At 71.9% G+C, this 15586-nt stretch carries 14 protein-coding genes; 9 read left to right on the top strand and 5 right to left on the bottom strand.

Features of this window, described 5'->3' with window-relative positions:
* Positions 1-23: 23 nt before the first annotated feature.
* On the bottom strand, positions 24-509 hold the full coding sequence (locus tag ACFWXC_RS18205) for a carboxymuconolactone decarboxylase family protein (RefSeq protein WP_384479784.1): 486 nt from the start codon (positions 507-509) through the stop codon (positions 24-26).
* Positions 510-560: 51 nt separating this feature from the next.
* Positions 561-1463, bottom strand: a complete 903-nt coding sequence (locus ACFWXC_RS18200) for a LysR family transcriptional regulator (RefSeq protein ID WP_384479782.1) — start codon at positions 1461-1463, stop codon at positions 561-563.
* An 81-nt stretch (positions 1464-1544) separates the two neighbouring features.
* Between ACFWXC_RS18200 and ACFWXC_RS18195 the strand changes: the two genes are divergently transcribed.
* From ACFWXC_RS18195 to ACFWXC_RS18180, 4 genes are all read left to right on the top strand, one after another.
* Positions 1545-2468: a DMT family transporter gene (locus tag ACFWXC_RS18195; RefSeq protein WP_384479781.1), complete on the top strand. Its 924-nt coding sequence runs from the start codon at positions 1545-1547 to the stop codon at positions 2466-2468.
* Positions 2469-2664: 196 nt separating this feature from the next.
* A complete protein-coding gene (locus ACFWXC_RS18190; protein WP_384479779.1) occupies positions 2665-5286 on the top strand; it encodes a YfhO family protein in 2622 nt (873 codons plus the stop codon).
* A gap of 23 nt (positions 5287-5309) precedes the next feature.
* Positions 5310-6284 carry a glycosyltransferase family 2 protein gene (locus tag ACFWXC_RS18185; RefSeq protein ID WP_384479777.1) on the top strand — a complete coding sequence of 325 codons (975 nt, stop codon included), beginning with the start codon at positions 5310-5312 and terminating at the stop codon, positions 6282-6284.
* On the top strand, positions 6284-6697 hold the full coding sequence (locus ACFWXC_RS18180) for a GtrA family protein (protein WP_384479776.1): 414 nt from the start codon (positions 6284-6286) through the stop codon (positions 6695-6697). Before ACFWXC_RS18185 ends, ACFWXC_RS18180 begins: the two co-directional genes overlap by 1 nt.
* Here the strand turns inward: ACFWXC_RS18180 and ACFWXC_RS18175 are convergent.
* Positions 6669-8681 carry a hypothetical protein gene (locus tag ACFWXC_RS18175; RefSeq protein WP_384479774.1) on the bottom strand — a complete coding sequence of 671 codons (2013 nt, stop codon included), beginning with the start codon at positions 8679-8681 and terminating at the stop codon, positions 6669-6671. The genes ACFWXC_RS18180 and ACFWXC_RS18175 overlap by 29 nt on opposite strands.
* Before the next feature lie 284 nt (positions 8682-8965).
* On the opposite strand from ACFWXC_RS18175, the gene argC reads away from it, so the two are divergent.
* Genes argC through ACFWXC_RS18150 form a run of 5 tightly spaced genes read left to right on the top strand, consistent with a single transcriptional unit; the run spans position 8966 to position 13817 of the window.
* Entirely contained in the window at positions 8966-9994 is a 1029-nt protein-coding gene (gene argC / locus ACFWXC_RS18170; RefSeq protein WP_384479772.1) for an N-acetyl-gamma-glutamyl-phosphate reductase, read from the top strand.
* The gene (argJ, locus tag ACFWXC_RS18165) at positions 9991-11166 is read left to right on the top strand and encodes a bifunctional glutamate N-acetyltransferase/amino-acid acetyltransferase ArgJ (RefSeq protein WP_384479770.1); all 1176 of its coding nucleotides are present in this window, start codon (positions 9991-9993) and stop codon (positions 11164-11166) included. Before argC ends, argJ begins: the two co-directional genes overlap by 4 nt.
* A complete protein-coding gene (gene argB / locus ACFWXC_RS18160; protein ID WP_384479769.1) occupies positions 11163-12071 on the top strand; it encodes an acetylglutamate kinase in 909 nt (302 codons plus the stop codon). Before argJ ends, argB begins: the two co-directional genes overlap by 4 nt.
* A complete protein-coding gene (locus ACFWXC_RS18155) occupies positions 12068-13264 on the top strand; it encodes an acetylornithine transaminase (RefSeq protein ID WP_384479767.1) in 1197 nt (398 codons plus the stop codon). The genes argB and ACFWXC_RS18155 overlap by 4 nt, the downstream gene beginning before the upstream one ends.
* A 7-nt stretch (positions 13265-13271) precedes the next feature.
* Positions 13272-13817 carry an arginine repressor gene (locus ACFWXC_RS18150; protein ID WP_351735806.1) on the top strand — a complete coding sequence of 182 codons (546 nt, stop codon included), beginning with the start codon at positions 13272-13274 and terminating at the stop codon, positions 13815-13817.
* Positions 13818-14001: 184 nt separating this feature from the next.
* On the opposite strand, the gene ACFWXC_RS18145 is transcribed toward ACFWXC_RS18150, so the two are convergent.
* Together ACFWXC_RS18145 and ACFWXC_RS18140 are read right to left on the bottom strand one after the other, a co-directional pair.
* Positions 14002-14802, bottom strand: a complete 801-nt coding sequence (locus tag ACFWXC_RS18145) for an FAD:protein FMN transferase (RefSeq protein WP_384479764.1) — start codon at positions 14800-14802, stop codon at positions 14002-14004.
* Positions 14795-15580 carry an FMN-binding protein gene (locus ACFWXC_RS18140; RefSeq protein WP_384479762.1) on the bottom strand — a complete coding sequence of 262 codons (786 nt, stop codon included), beginning with the start codon at positions 15578-15580 and terminating at the stop codon, positions 14795-14797. The genes ACFWXC_RS18145 and ACFWXC_RS18140 overlap by 8 nt, the downstream gene beginning before the upstream one ends.
* Positions 15581-15586 lie beyond the last annotated feature (6 nt).

Below are 15586 nucleotides of genomic sequence, written 5' to 3'. Positions count from 1 at the left end.
GCCCCGCCCCGGTTCACCCACACCTACCGCGCCAACCAGGTCCACCCCCGGGCGCTACGCCTCCTGCTCCCCCCGCGGGGGGCGGCGGCCCCGCCCGCCCCCCCCCCACGCTCGGCGAAGACCTTCTTGGCGACCAGGGTGGCGTTGAGCGCCTTGGGGAAACCGCAGTACCCGGCGGAGTGCAGCAGCGCCTCGACGATCTCCTGGGGAGTGAGTCCCGCGTTGAGGGAGAAGTTGATGTGCACCTCCAGCTGGGGCTCGCAGCCGCCCAGCGCGGTGAGCATGCCCAGGGTCACCAACTGCCGGTCACGGGGGACCAGTTCGGGCCGCGAGTAGATCTCCCCGAAGCCCCAGGCGACGACCTGGTGGCCCAGTTCGGGGCTGATGTCGGCCAGCGACTCCAGGACCCGTTCCCGGAGCCCGCCGTCGACCTGGCTCATGACCTCGAGACCGCGGGCGAAACGCTCGTCACGGGTGGTGCTCTCGCTCGTGTCAGCTCGTGCGTCCATGGGGAGAACGCTAGGAGTTGGAGCGTGCTCCAGGTCAAGCCGCTGCCGCGATCAGTCCCGGACGCGGATGGTCTCCGCCGCGGCCCGCAGCTCGCGGAGCACGGTCCGCACCGCTCTGCGGGCCGTGCGCTCGGGGCGGTGGAGGGCGTCGATGTGGCGGTGGGCCTCGATGCCGTCGAGGGGTCTGAGGGTGACGCCCGGGTGCGGGCGGGAGGTCCAGCGGGGCATCAGGGCGATCCCGCCGCCCGCGGCGACCAACTCGGCGACCACCGTGGTCTCGTTGACGCGGTGGACGATGTCGAGCCGGTGCCCGGCCGCGGCGGCGATGGCCTCGACGGTCGCGAGCAGCGGAAAGCCGTCGTGCACGGTGATCCAGGGCTCGCCGGACACGTCCCGCGCGGTCAGGGCGGTCCGCGCGGCCAGCGGGTGGCCGACCGGCAGGGCGATGTCGAGGGGTTCGCGCAGCAGCGGGGTGGCCGTGGCGGTCCGCGGCCAGGGCGGGGCGTGGTCGAGACGGTGGGCGAGGACCAGGTCGTAGGTGCGGGTCAGGGGCGGGAAGTCGGCCTGGGCCACGTCCTCGTCGTGCAGGGCGATCCTCGGGGAACCCGGGCCGCGCAGCCGCCGTAGCAGCAGCGGATAGAACGCGGCGGCCCCGCTGTGGAAGGCCGCCACCGACACCGTGCCCTCGGGCTCGTCGACGTACTCCTCGATGGTGCCGCGGGCCCGGGCCAGGGCCGTCTCCACCCCGATCGCCGCGTCGGCCAGGGCCCGGCCGGCCGCCGTGAGGACCAGCCGGCGCCCGGCGCGTTCGGTGAGCGGCACCGGGACGGACCGCTGGAGCAGGCGCAGCTGCTGCGAGATCGCCGAGGGCGTCACCCGCAGCGCCTCCGCGACCGCCGTGACACTGCCCAGTTCGCCCAGCTCCCGCAGGACGCGCAGCTGCCGTTCGTCCATGCCGTGAGTGTAGCTTCGCTACAGGGTTGGTTGAGCAAGTCGTCGTTTACTTCAAAGTCCTGGTCAGGGATCGTGAACGGCATGCCGCACACCCGTCGTACCGATGGGGTGCTCCTGGCTCTCGCCGTCGTCTGGGGCTCCAGTTACCTGACGGCGAAGACGGCCACGGACGCCCTCCCCGTGCTGATCGTCCTCTTCCTGCGCTACGCCATCGGCGCCCTCGTCTGCCTCGTCGCACTGCGCGGCTTCGGCTCCCTCACCCGGGAGGAGAAGCGGTACGGCTCGCTCCTCGGCCTCACCCAGGCCGCCGTCCTCGTCCTGGAGACCTACGGTGTCGCCCACACCAGTGCCGGGAATGCGGGCCTGATCATCAGCCTGACTCTCGTCCTCACCCCGGTCCTGGACCGCGGGCGGCTGCCGGGGAGGTTCTTCCTCGCCGTCGGGGTGTGCGTCGCCGGCGTCGGGCTGCTGGTGTCCGGCAACGGGCTGCGTGCCCCCGGCGCCGGTGACCTGCTGATGGTCGGGGCCGCGGTGGTCCGGGCCGGTCATGTGGTGCTGGTCGGGCGGCTGACCGCGGGCCGGGCCGTGCGCCCGTTCCAGCTGACCGCCGTGCAGAGCGTCGTCGGCGCGGTCCTCTTCCTCGTGCCCGCGGCGCCCGGACTGCCGGTGCTCGCCCGGACCGGCGCCGCCACCTGGGCCGAGCTGGTCTACCTCGCCCTGTGCTGCGGCCTGCTCGCGTTCCTCGCCCAGACCTGGGCGGTTCAGCGCACCTCCGCGACCCGCGCCAGTCTGCTGCTGGGCACCGAACCGGTGTGGGCCCTCCTGGTCGGCGTCGGCCTCGGCGGCGAACGCCTCACCGCGCCCGCCGTGCTGGGGGCCGCACTGATCGTCACCGGGACGTACTGGGGTCAGTCCATCGAACGCGCCCGCCGCGAGACCTCCTCGGAGGCGGTGCGCGATGCGGCCCTCCGCCGCGCCGGCACGGACCTCTCACAGGCGCGTTAACCAGAAGAACACCTTTCTGAAATCCTTAGTTCCCTTTGAAGTCGCGAATTCTTTCCTGGGTCGCACGCGGATTCGGAATTCGACTTATTACTTCATAGGTGAGGCACAACCATCAGGAACCTCTACCCGTCTAAGTCGGCGAAACACCGACCTGCGGGGAGTAACAGCCCCCGTTTTTCTCTGGGGGCCGCACAGAATGAATCGCACGACCCTGACCGGGCGCGAACAGGGGGTGAAACCGGCGGGGGGCGAAGAGCGGGAGACCGAATCCGCGCGACGGCCCGACGCCGATCGGCGCTGGGCGGCCGCCCTGCTCGCGGCGCTCCTCACCGCCGTCGCCTTCTGTGCGGCCGACGTCGTGGCCCGCAGCTACCCCTTCGGCTCCCGCACCCGCAGCGTCAACGATCTCGGCAACCAGTACGTGCCCTTCCACGCCCATCTGTGGGACCTGCTGCACGGCAGGGCCGACGGCGGGATCGTCTTCAACTGGCAGTCCGGCTACGGCTCCAGCTTCCTGCCGGACATCGGCACCTATGTCAGCAGCCCGTTCGCCCTGCTGGTCGGGGTGTTCCCGCGCGACGAGATCGACCTCGCGGTGTACGTGATCACCGTCCTGAAGACGGCGGTCGCCGGTGCCGTCATGGCCTGGCTGCTGCTCAGCCTGCGCCGCGGCCGCTGGTGGGCGGCCGGGATCCTGGGCGCCTCCTACGCCCTGTGCGGCTGGAGCCTCGCGCTCGCCTCGTTCAACCCGATGTGGCTCGACGGGCTGATCGCGCTGCCGCTGCTCTGCCTGGTCGGTGAGTGGGCCATGAACGGCCGGCGCCCGCTGCTCAGTGTGCTGATCGTGGCGCTCGCCTGGATCGCCAACTTCTACACGGCCTACATGGCCACCCTCGGTGCCGCCCTGGTGCTGCTGCTCCGGCTGGTGCTCGCCGAGGTGCCGTGGCGGCGGGCTCTGGCGGTGGTCGGCCGGGCCGCGGTCGTCGTCGGGCTGGGGGTCGGCCTGGCCGCGCCGCTGGTGATCGTCGTCTACTCCGGCACCAAGCACGCCTACCCGGGCCGCGAGGGCCACTTCGCCCCGGTCGGGGCCGACGACCTGCTCGCCCGGCTGCTGCCGACCACCTACAGCTACAGCTCCCCGGCCCTCTACGTGGGCATCACCGCGCTGGTGCTCGCCCTGGCCCTGCCCTTCCACCGCAAGGTCCCGGTCCGGGTGCGGGCGGGCTGGACGGTTCTGGTGCTCGCCGTGGCACTGTCGCTGCAGTGGGCGCCGACCAGTCTGGCCTGGCACGCCTTCGCCGCCCCGAACGGCAGCTCCTACCGCCAGGCCTTCGTGCTCTGCGCCCTGCTGGTCATAGCGGCTTGGCATGCCCTTGCCTACGGACTGCCGGACCGGCGTGCCCTGGGCGCGGCCGCCGTGCTCCTGGTCCTGGTCGCCGCCGTCGCCAGCCGCAGCACCCTCACCCAGCAGCACTCCCACCACACCTGGCCGGTGGTGGTGCTCGCCGCCGCGGGCGCCCTCGGCGGACTCGCCCTCCTGAGTCTCAGGAACGGCCGGCCGGTCCTTGCCGGACTCGCCGCCGTGCTGCTGATCGGCGCCCAGTTCGGCGAGGCCGCCGCCACCTCCGCGGTGGCCACCCACATGCGCCTCACCCAGATGGACGACTACGCGCCCTGGGGCGACCGCCAGCAGCGGGAGTCGGACGCCGTCGCCCAGGCCGACGCCTGGCCGGAGTACCGCACCGAGCCCGGCCGCGACCAGACCGTCGCCAACGACCCGATGATGGTCGGCGGCCAGGGCTCGCAGTACTACAGCAGCCTCACCGCCGACGTCCTCAGCCGCACCATGACCGCCCTGGGCGACGGCTGGACCTCGCGCGGCCGCAGCCTGCAGAGCCTCGACAACCCGGTCACCGACGCGGTCTTCTCGGTGGGCGCCCGGGTGCACAACCCGCCGGACCCGCACCAGAAGTGGCTGCCCCAGGGCGGCGGTCCGTCGACCGTCACCCGCGAGGACGTGCCGCCGCTGGTGACGGTGCGACCGGCCGCACCGCGCACCACCCCGGCCTCCTTCGGCCCCTCGCCGTACCGCAACCAGGAACTGCTGCTCGGCACCCGCGTCTACACCCTGCCCCGCACCACCCTCAGCGGTGAGCGCAAGGGCGACGAGGCGCGCGGGCTCCTGGTCGACGGGGCGCAGACGCTCACCGCACGCTGCCAGGCCGGCAGCGAGGCGTTCCTGTGGGCGCCGCACTACGCCGGTACGGCACAGCTGGCGGGCGACGGCCGGCAGCAGCTCTACCGGTCCGACGCCGAGGGCACGAAGATCGCCGCGATGCAGCCGCTCGGCACGGTACCCGCCTCGGGGCAGGTACGGATCGACCTGAAGCCCGACCGGCTCAGCCGCGTCCCGGCGCAGGGCGCGGTCGGCTGCCTCGACACCGGCGAACTGCGCTCCGCCGTACAGCAGTTGAAAGCCACGGGAGCGACCGAGGTGACCGTCTCCGACGGCACCCTGCACGCCCGGCTCCCCGCCGGCAGCACGGGAACCGCCGTCGTGGCCGCCCCGCGGATCGCCGGCTGGCGCTGCTCCGCCGGGGGCGACGAGGTCGCGGCGGGCGAGTTCCACGGCCTCATCGCCGTCCCGCTGGGCGCCTCCGCCACCAGTCTGACCTGCACGTTCCACCCGCCCGGCCTGCGTCTGGGCACGGCCGTCGGCGGCGTCTCGCTGCTGACCCTGATCCTGCTCGGCGTCTTCTCGGCCCTGCGCCGCAGAACCGCCGTCCGCTCCGGCGAGCGCACGACCACCGCTCACTGACCCGTCCCCAGGGGGAGAAACCCATGCTGATATCGATCGTCGCGCCCTGTTACAACGAGGAAGACGTCATCGAGCGCTTCCACGAGCAGGTCCAGAAGATCGCCAACGAGCTTCTGCCGCTCGGTCACGACATGGAGTTCGTGTACGTCGACGACGGCAGCCGTGACAGGACGCTGCCCCTCCTCAGCCAGATCGCCGACGGCGACGCGCGCGTCCGGTACGTCTCCTTCAGCCGCAACTTCGGCAAGGAGTCGGCGCTGCTCGCCGGCCTGAAGCACGCCACCGGCGACGCCGTGATCGTCATGGACGCCGACCTCCAGCACCCGCCGGAGCTCATCAAGCGCATGGTCGAACTGCGCGGCGAGGGCTACGACCAGGTCATCGCCAAGCGCACCCGGCAGGGCGACCGCTTCACCCGCACCCTCACCGCCCGCCTCTACTACCGGCTGATCAACCGGCTCGTCGACGTCGAACTCGTCGACGGCGTGGGCGACTTCCGGCTGATGTCGCGCCGGGTGGTGGACGCGATCGTGGACCTCACCGAGTACAACCGGTTCTCCAAGGGCCTGTTCGCCTGGGTCGGCTTCCCCAGCACCACCTTCGAGTACGCGAACGCGGTGCGCGAGCACGGCACCAGCTCCTGGTCCTTCCGCAGCCTGCTCAACTACGGCCTGGACGGGCTGCTCTCCTTCAACAACCGCCCGCTGCGCGCCGCGCTCTACCTCGGCATGACCCTGCTGGCCCTGGCCGGCGTGTACACGGCGTGGATCGTGGGCGGAGCGATGATCAACGGCGTCCAGACGCCGGGCTATGTCACCATCATTACAGCCGTCACCGCCCTGGCCGGCGTACAGATGATCATGCTCGGGGTCATCGGCGAGTACACCGGCCGGATCTACTACGAGGTCAAGGGGCGCCCGCACTTCCTGGTGAAGGCGACGAACGTGCACCGAACGGAAGACCGCACCCGCGGCACGACGAAGGACCTCATCCCCTGATGCCGAACGCCCTGTCGACCACCGGACCCACCCGCCCGATATCGGGCCAGATCATCACCTTCGCGGTGATCGGGGTCATCAACACGGCGACTTACTACGGCCTCTACCTGCTGTTCCTGATGTATTTGCCGTACCTCGCCGCGCATATTCTCGCGTTTCTGCTGAGCATGATCGGTTCGTTCTTTCTCAATGCGAAGTTCACTTACCGAATACGGCCCACCTGGCGTAAATTCCTGCTGTTCCCGCTGACCAACGCGACGAATTTCGTGATCACCACGGTGGGGGTGTACGTGATCGTCGACGTCCTGCACGCCGGCAGCCGGTTCGCCCCGCTGATGGCGTCGGCGGCGGCGATTCCGGTGACTTTCGTGGTGTCACGCTGGGTCATGCTGCCGAAGGTGGAGGCGGCGTAGCCAGGGCGAGCGTCTCGTCGATCGCGGACCGGATCTCCTCGTCCTCCAGGAACGCGCGGTAGTCCCGGTACGGCGACAGCCGCCGGTCGGTCTCCCGCACCGTGCGCAGGGCGGCCCGCACGACCGGTGAGACCGTCCCGATGCGGACGATCGCACGCAGCGCCATGAGGAAGCTGCCGTAGGACTCGTCGCCGTCGGCGACGGGCAGGACGTACTTCTCCAGGACGGACAGGCTCGGCTCCGTCTCGCCCGTGATCGACCACAGGGCGATCGCCGCCCACATCTCGTACCAGGTGTCGTAGCCGTCCATGCCCTGTCGTAGCCGGTCGGCATACGGCAGGGCGGCCGGGCCGAAGTCGCCGAGGCGGACGACGTCGTACGGGCGGTCCTCGGACAGCACCGCCTCGCCGATGAGCCGCAGCGCCGTGTCACGGTCGCCGCCGAGGCGCCAGGCGGCCCATGCCACCCTTCGGTGGTTGGCGGGGAAGTCGAGGACCGTGCACCCGCGCACGGCGGGCTCGGCGGAGGCTGCGGCCGGCCCCATCGCCACCAGGGCGTCGAGCGCGCTCAGCGAGTGCCGGGCGTCGTCCAGAAGGGCCACCACCTCCGGAAGGGCGGGCGCCGCGGCCGGTCCCCAGGCAGCCAGGGCCTTGAGGAAGGCGCCGGTGAGCGGACCGTCCGCGCCTTCCTCACGCAGCAGTGCGCGGATCGGAGGCAGCAGGATCTCCGCGTGTGCCCGCAGCGGGGTCAGCACCTCCTCGACCTCCGGACGGCGTGGGTCCCCCATGGTGTAGGAGCGGGAGTACTGACCCCGGTACGGCTCGTGGAGCCGCTCGACCAGCCCCGGCATGGCGCGAGGGTCGCCGATGCGCGTGAGCGCCCAGCGGGCGTGTTCGCCGACGGTGCCGTCCAGGAACTCGGCCTCGCCGGGGTCGTCCAGGAGCGCGACCAGCCCGTCCGCGTAAGGGGCCGCCCGCGCTCCCAGGACCGCGAGCAGGTGGGCCGCCCGGTAGCGCACCCCGGCGTCCGGGTCCGCGAGCAGCCCACCCGCGAGGGGCAGTAGTTCGGACGCCGTGGACGGCCGGACCAGCAGCAGCCGCCAGGCCTCGTCCAGCGCGGCCCGGCACAGCGGTGCGTCGCCCGTCCGGCGCGCCGCACCGACGAGCCGGACGACAAAGCGGAGGGCGGTGGTCTGAACGTCCTTGAACAGCGCGGCCGTCCAGGTGACGAGGTCCGCAGCGCTGAAGGCGTGGTCGACGTCCGGCTCGTACCAGATGTCCTCGAACCGGGGACGCACGGTCGGGTCGGAGAGGATCTCCACCAGCAGGTCCAGCTCCCGGACCGGCGCCAGGGCGTCGAACGCGGCCCAGGCGTGCACGGCCGCGACCCGCATGACGTCAGGACCGGACCGCAGGACCTCCCGGACCACGGCGTGCACCCGGTCCACGGCCTCGGTGCCGGCGTCGGCCGCCGCGGCGGCGCCGAGCGCGAGCAGCACGGGCAGCCGCACGGTCGGGTCCGTCTCGGCCGTCCAGCGCTCCAGCAGCACGGCGACCCCGTCCGCGAGGGGCAGCGCTTCCCTGCGCACCACGGGATCGGGGTCCGCGAGCAGGTGCCGCAAGCGGGGACCCTGGCGCCGCCACGCCTCGTGCCACTCCGGGTCCACCCGGCCCGGTTCGGCCGAGGCCGCCGTCCTGGACAGGGTCGCCAGCATCCCCACGAGCGGGATCCGGGGGCCGGTGCCCGGATCGCAGGCGAGGGCGACGATGAACGGCAGTGCGGCGGTCGAGGCGGAGGTCACCCGCCCGAGGTCCAGCGCGAGGCATGCGTACACGGGGTGGCAGTCCTCCTCCGTCGCTGCTCCGCCCTTGCGTACCAGGCGTCGCAGAGCGCGCCCCATCTCCTCGGCCGGATGGGCCGCACGGCCGGACTCCAGTCGCTCCCAGGGCACATCGTCGAGCGCCCTCAGGATCGCGTCCGTCATTCGCACCCCGTGATCTCGGCCGGCCGACTCCCGCCGGACATCCTGTCATCGAAGGACGGCCACCGGTCCCGGCGGACCGGACCTGCGCGGCAGGGCCGGACCCCGTCCTTCGCACTCCCTGTCACAAAGAGGACACCGGAAGGGCATGGGGAGGACGTTCTCCCTTGCCCCCTCGTGGGCATCATCGCCATGCCGCCGGTGCGCTCTCTGACGCGGCGGCGGAGGAGTCCGTTGCATAAAAGTGCATGGGACCGTATAGTCATGCCATCCGGAGGAGGATGGACATGGCGGTACGTGCGGCGGTTGCCGGAGCTAGCGGGTATGCGGGCGGAGAGGTCCTGCGGCTGCTCCTCGGGCACCCCGAGGTCGAGATCGGTGTCCTGACCGGCAACTCCAACGCCGGGCAGCGCCTGGGCGCGCTCCAGCCGCATCTGCTGCCGCTGGCCGACCGCGTGCTGGCGGAGACGTCCGCCGAGGCCCTCGCCGGGCACGACGTCGTCTTCCTCGCCCTGCCGCACGGCCAGTCCGCCGCCGTCGCCGAGCAGCTCGGCCCGGACGTCCTCGTCGTCGACATGGGCGCCGACTTCCGCCTGAAGGACCCGGCCGACTGGGAGCGCTTCTACGGCTCCCCGCACGCCGGCACCTGGCCCTACGGCCTCCCCGAACTGCCGGGTGCCCGCGCCGCGCTGGAGGGGTCCAAGCGCATCGCGGTACCCGGTTGCTACCCCACCGCCGTCTCCCTCGCCCTGTACCCGGCGTACACGGCCGGGATCGCCGGGCCCGAGGCGGTGATCGTCGCCGCGTCCGGCACCTCCGGCGCCGGCAAGGCGGCCAAGCCGCATCTGCTGGGCAGCGAGGTCATGGGCTCCATGACGCCGTACGGCGTCGGCGGCGGCCACCGGCACACCCCCGAGATGATCCAGAACCTCAGCGTGGTGGCGGGGGAGCGGATCGCCGTCTCCTTCACGCCGACCCTCGCGCCGATGCCCCGCGGCATCCTCGCCACGTGCAGCGCCGCGGCGAAGAGCGGGGTGACGGCCGAGTCCGTCCGGGCCGCCTACGAGAAGGCCTACGCCGACGAGCCCTTCGTCCACCTCCTCCCCGAGGGCCGGTGGCCCGCGACGGCGTCCGTCTACGGTTCCAACGCCGTTCAGGTGCAGGTCGCGTACGACGACGCCGTGGGCCGCATCATCGCGATCAGCGCCATCGACAACCTGACCAAGGGCACCGCCGGCGGTGCCGTCCAGAGCATGAACCTCGCCCTGGGGCTCGACGAGACCACGGGGCTGACCACGATCGGAGTTGCGCCGTGAGCGTGACGGCAGCGAAGGGATTCACGGCCGCGGGCATCGCCGCCGGGATCAAGGAGAGCGGCAACCCGGACCTGGCCCTCGTGGTCAACAACGGGCCCCGCCGTGCCGCCGCGGGCGTCTTCACCTCCAACCGTGTGAAGGCCGCGCCCGTCGTGTGGTCCGAGCAGGTCCTCAAGAGCGGCCAGGTCTCGGCCGTCGTCCTCAACTCCGGCGGCGCCAACGCCTGTACGGGCCCCAAGGGCTTCCAGGATACCCACGCGACGGCGGAGAAGGTGGCCGAGGTGCTGGGCCGTGGCGCCATCGAGGTCGCCGTGGCCTCGACCGGTCTGATCGGGGTGCTCCTCCCGATGGACAAGCTGCTGCCGGGGGTCGAGACGGCGGCCGCCGCCCTGAGCGAGCACGGCGGCGAGAAGGCGGCCATCGCCATCAAGACCACCGACACCGTGCACAAGACGTCCGTCGTGGCCTGGGGGTCCCCCCGGACGGAGTCTGGGGGAGGGTGGACCGTCGGCGGGATGGCGAAGGGCGCCGGGATGCTCGCGCCCGGCCTCGCCACCATGCTGGTCGTGCTCACCACGGACGCCGCCGTCGAGAGCGAGGTCCTGGACAAGGCGCTCCGGGCCGCCACCCGCACGACCTTCGACCGCGTCGACTCCGACGGCTGCATGTCCACCAACGACACCGTGCTGCTGCTCGCCTCCGGCGCCGCCGAGGTCACCCCGGAGTACGAGGAGTTCGCCGAGGCCGTACGGGCCGTCTGCGACGACCTCGGCCAGCAGCTGATCCGGGACGCCGAGGGCGCCAGCAAGGACATCAAGGTGGAAGTGGTCAACGCCGCTTCCGAGGACGACGCCGTCGAGGTGGGCCGCTCCATCGCCCGCAACAACCTCCTCAAGTGCGCCATCCACGGCGAGGACCCCAACTGGGGCCGCGTGCTCTCCGCCATCGGCACCACCAAGGCCGCCTTCGAGCCGGACCGGCTCAACGTCGCCATCAACGGCGTCTGGGTCTGCAAGAACGGCGGCGTCGGCGAGGACCGCGACAAGGTCGACATGCGCTACCGCGAGGTGCACATCGTCGCCGACCTCGCGGCCGGCTCCGAGACCGCCACCATCTGGACCAACGACCTGACTGCCGACTACGTCCACGAGAACAGCGCCTACTCGTCATGAGCACCACGCGAAAGCACACCGCGCTGCCCAAGGCCCAGATCCTCATCGAGGCACTGCCCTGGCTGACCCGGCACCACGGCAGGACCGTCGTCATCAAGTTCGGCGGCAACGCCATGATCGACGAGGAGCTGAAGGCCGCCTTCGCCCAGGACGTCGTCTTCCTGCACCACGCCGGCCTCAAGCCGGTCGTCGTGCACGGCGGCGGCCCGCAGATCAGCGCCGCACTCGACCGGCACGGCATCGTCAGCGAGTTCAAGGCCGGACTGCGGGTCACCACCGAGGACGCCATGGACGTCGTACGGATGGTCCTCGCCGGCCAGGTCCAGCGCGAACTGGTCGGACTGCTCAACCAGCACGGCCCGCTGGCCGTCGGGCTGACCGGCGAGGACGCCCACACCATCACCGCCACCAAGCACCGGCCCCGGATCGACGGCGAACTCGTCGACATCGGCCGGGTCGGCGAGATCACCGCGATCGACACGGGCGCGATCGAGGCCCTGCTCGCCGACGGCCGGATCCCGGTCGTCTCCTCCATCGCCCGCTCCGAGGACGACGGACATGTCTACAACGTCAATGCTGATACGGCGGCTGCGGCACTCGCTGCGGCGCTGGGCGCCGAGACCCTCATGGTCCTCACCGACGTCGAGGGCCTTTACGAGGACTGGCCGAACTCCGACGAGGTGATCAGCCGTCTCACCGCTTCCCAACTGGAGAAGCTGCTGCCGGAGCTGAGCTCCGGCATGGTGCCGAAGATGGAGGGCTGTCTGCACGCCGTACGCAACGGCGTCACCACCGCCCGCGTCATCGACGGCCGGGTCCAGCACTCGATCCTGCTGGAGATCTTCACGGACGAAGGCATCGGCACGATGGTCGTGCCCGACGAGCGACAAGGGGAACGGTCATGAGCAACCAGGAGCTGACCACACGGTGGCAGGGCGCGCTCATGAACAACTACGGCACCCCGCGGCTGCCCCTGGTACGCGGCGAGGGCGTCAAGGTGTGGGACACCGAGGACCGGCAGTACTACGACTTCGTCGGCGGTATCGCCACCAACGCGCTCGGCCACGCCCACCCGGCGATCGTCGAGGCCGTGAGCCGGCAGATCGCCTCCCTCGGCCACATCTCCAACTTCTTCATGGCCGAGCCCACCGTCACCCTCGCCGAACGGCTGCTCCAGCTCTTCGGCCGGGACGGCAGGGTCTTCTTCTGCAACTCCGGCGCCGAGGCCAACGAGGCCGCCTTCAAGATCGGCCGGCTGACCGGGCGCACCCACATGGTCGCCACCGACGGTGGCTTCCACGGCCGTACGATGGGCGCCCTCGCGCTCACCGGGCAGCCCGCCAAGCAGGACCCGTTCCGCCCGCTGCCGGCCGACGTCACCCACGTGCCCTACGGCGACGCACAGGCGCTGGCCGCCGCCGTCACCGAGGACACCGCCCTGGTCGTCATCGAGCCCGTGCAGGGCGAGAACGGCGTGGTCGTACCCCCGGCCGGCTATCTCAAGGCGGCCCGTGCGATCACCGCGGCCACCGGTGCGCTGCTCGTCCTCGACGAGGTGCAGACCGGCATCGGCCGGACCGGCACCTGGTTCGAGTACCAGGCCCACGAGGGCGTGCTGCCCGATGTCGTCACCCTCGCCAAGCAGCTCGGCGGCGGACTGCCGCTCGGCGCGACCGTGGCCTTCGGCCGGGCCGCCGAACTCCTCCAGCCGGGCCACCACGGCACGACCTTCGGCGGCAACCCGGTCGCCTGCGCCGCCGGGCTCGCCGTCCTCGACACCATCGAGAACGAGGGGTTGCTGGAGAACGTCAAGCGGCAGAGCGAGAAGTTGCGGGACGGAATCGAGGGCCTCGGCCACCGGTTGATCGATTATGTCCGGGGCGCGGGTCTCCTCCTGGGTATCGTGCTCACCGAGCCGCTGGCAGCACAGGTGCAGCAGGCGGCTCAGGAGGCCGGGTTCCTGGTGAACGCGCCCGCCCCGGACGTCGTTCGGCTGATGCCCCCGCTGAACCTCCGTGACGACGAGGTGGACGCGCTGCTGCGGGCCCTGCCCGGCATCCTCGACGCAGCGAGCGGGGACGGACGATCCGGAGAATGAGACGACGATGAGCCAGGCGCAGGAGTTCGACCAGTCGGGCGGGGCGGGGCCCGCGGTACCGCAGACCCGGACCGCCCGGCACCGCCGGATCGTGGACATCCTCAACCGGCAGCCGGTGCGGTCGCAGAGCCAGCTCGCGAAGCTGCTCGCCGACGACGGGCTGACGGTCACCCAGGCGACGCTCTCCCGGGACCTCGACGAGCTGAACGCGGTGAAGATCCGCAACACCGACGGGGAACTGATCTACGCGGTGCCGAGCGAGGGGGGTTTCCGTACCCCTCGTGCGCCGCTGGGAGGGTCGGCGAAGGAGGAGCGGATGCGGCGTCTCTCCCAGGAACTCCTGATCTCCGCGGAGGCGTCGGCGAACCTGGTCGTCCTGCGGACCCCGCCGGGGGCGGCGCAGTTCCTCGCGTCGGCGATCGACCAGGCGGAGCTGCACGACATCCTGGGGACGATCGCGGGGGACGACACGCTGCTGCTCATCAGTCGTGAGCCGACGGGGGGTCAGGCCCTGGCCGACCATCTGCTGAGGCTGGCTCAGAACGGCCATTGAGGGTTGTGGGCCGGTGGTCGCCCGCGTGCGGGCCGGTGGGGGCTGGTCGCGCAGTTCCCCGCGCCCCTGACGGGGCCGCTTCGCCCGCCGTTTCTCCTCAGCCGCGGGCAGTCGTGCCGCTGGGCGGCACGGGTGGGCGCGGGCGGCACCCTGCAAGCGCCGGTAAGCGTCCCCACCCTCTACCTCAGCCCAGACGCGCGGCCAGCCCCCCGGTGCACCGCACCTCGTCACCAGCCGTGATCAGCAGAGCCTCGACATCCGGCAGGGACTCCAGCCACGCCAGCCCCTCCCGCGACCCCATCGCGAACGCCGCCGTGGCCCAGCAGTCCGCCCACGTCAGCCGCGGTCCCACCACCGTCACCGCCACCAGGTCCGTCACCGCCGACTTCCCGGTCCGCGGGTCGACGATATGGGCGCCCCGCTCCGCCGTACCGGACGTGGCCACCGCCAGCTCGTCCACCCCCGCCGCTGTGATCACCGCCGCCAGCCCGCCCGGCCGCAACGGATCGGCGATCCCCACCCGCCACGCCCGGGTCGGCTCGGGCGCGCCGAACATCTGGACGTCGCCCCCGCCGTTCACACTCACCCCGGTCACCCCGGCGACCCGCGCCAGCGCCCGCGCCGCCCGCTCGACGGACCAGCCCTTGACGATGCCGGTGGGGTCGAGGCGCCCCCGGTAGCGCGTGCTGAACCAGCCGTCGCTCACCCGTTCCGCCTCGGCCGCGAGGTCCAGCACCTCGGCCACCTCGGGGTCGCACTCCGCGAGGCCGATCTCCTCCCGGGCCAGCCGGGACACCTGGCTGCTCTCGCGGTAGGTGCTGAACACCTCGTCGACCCGGTGCAGCCCGGCGACCGCCTCGTCGAGGGCCGCCCGTACGGCGTCCGGATCCCCGCCGCGGACGTCGAAGGAGAAGACGGTCCCCATGACCTCCTCCGCGTGACGTACCGAGGCGGGTGCCTCCGCGTCGGCCACCGCCTCAGCCACCGGCCTGGTCCAGCGCCGACTGCAGGGACTGCTTGTAGCCGGTGCTGGTGTAGGTGGCCCCGGAGACGGAGTCGATGTTCGCGTTCCCGGCCGCCACCGCCTCCTGGTTGAGCTTCGGTACGGACAGCGCGGTCTTCTGGTCGCTGGTGCCGCCGCTGGGCGCCTGCACGGCCTCCGCCTTGGTGATCTTTCCGCCGGCCACGGTGATCCGGACCTGGACCGGCCCGTACTGGGTCTGCGCGACCTGCCCGGTCACCGTCTTGGCCTGTGCCTGGGCGGAGCCGGAGGAGCCCGAAGAACCAGACGAGGAGCCGGTCGCGCCCGCCGTCTCCTTCATCTTGTCCAGCGCCGACTGCAGGGACTGCTTGTAGCCGGTGCTGGTGTAGGTCGCGCCGGAGACCGAGTCGATGTTCGCGCTCTGCGCCGCCACCGTCTCCTTGTTCAGCTGCGGCACCGACAGCGCGGTCTTCTGGTCGCTGGTGCCGCCCTTGGGCGCCTGGATCGCCTCGGCCTGGGTGATCTTGCCGCCTGCGACGGTCAGCCGCACCTGCACGACCCCGTACTGGGTCTGGGTCGCGTCACCGGTGACGGTGGTGGCGCCGGCGGCGCCGGTGCCACCCTGCGGCGACTCCTGCCCCGCCGCCGCGGCCGACGGGGCCGCGCCCGCCGCCGCGGACGCCGGGTCCGACGACGGCTTCAGCGACAGCAGCAGCACGACACCGGACACGGTTGCCGCGGTGGCCAGCACCACACGCCTGATGGGGTGACTCTTCCTCATCGCTTA

It is taken from the genome of Streptomyces sp. NPDC058683, assembly GCF_042716195.1.
Taxonomy (GTDB): Bacteria; Actinomycetota; Actinomycetes; order Streptomycetales; family Streptomycetaceae; genus Streptomyces.
This window is presented reverse-complemented; position numbering and strand designations above follow the sequence as displayed.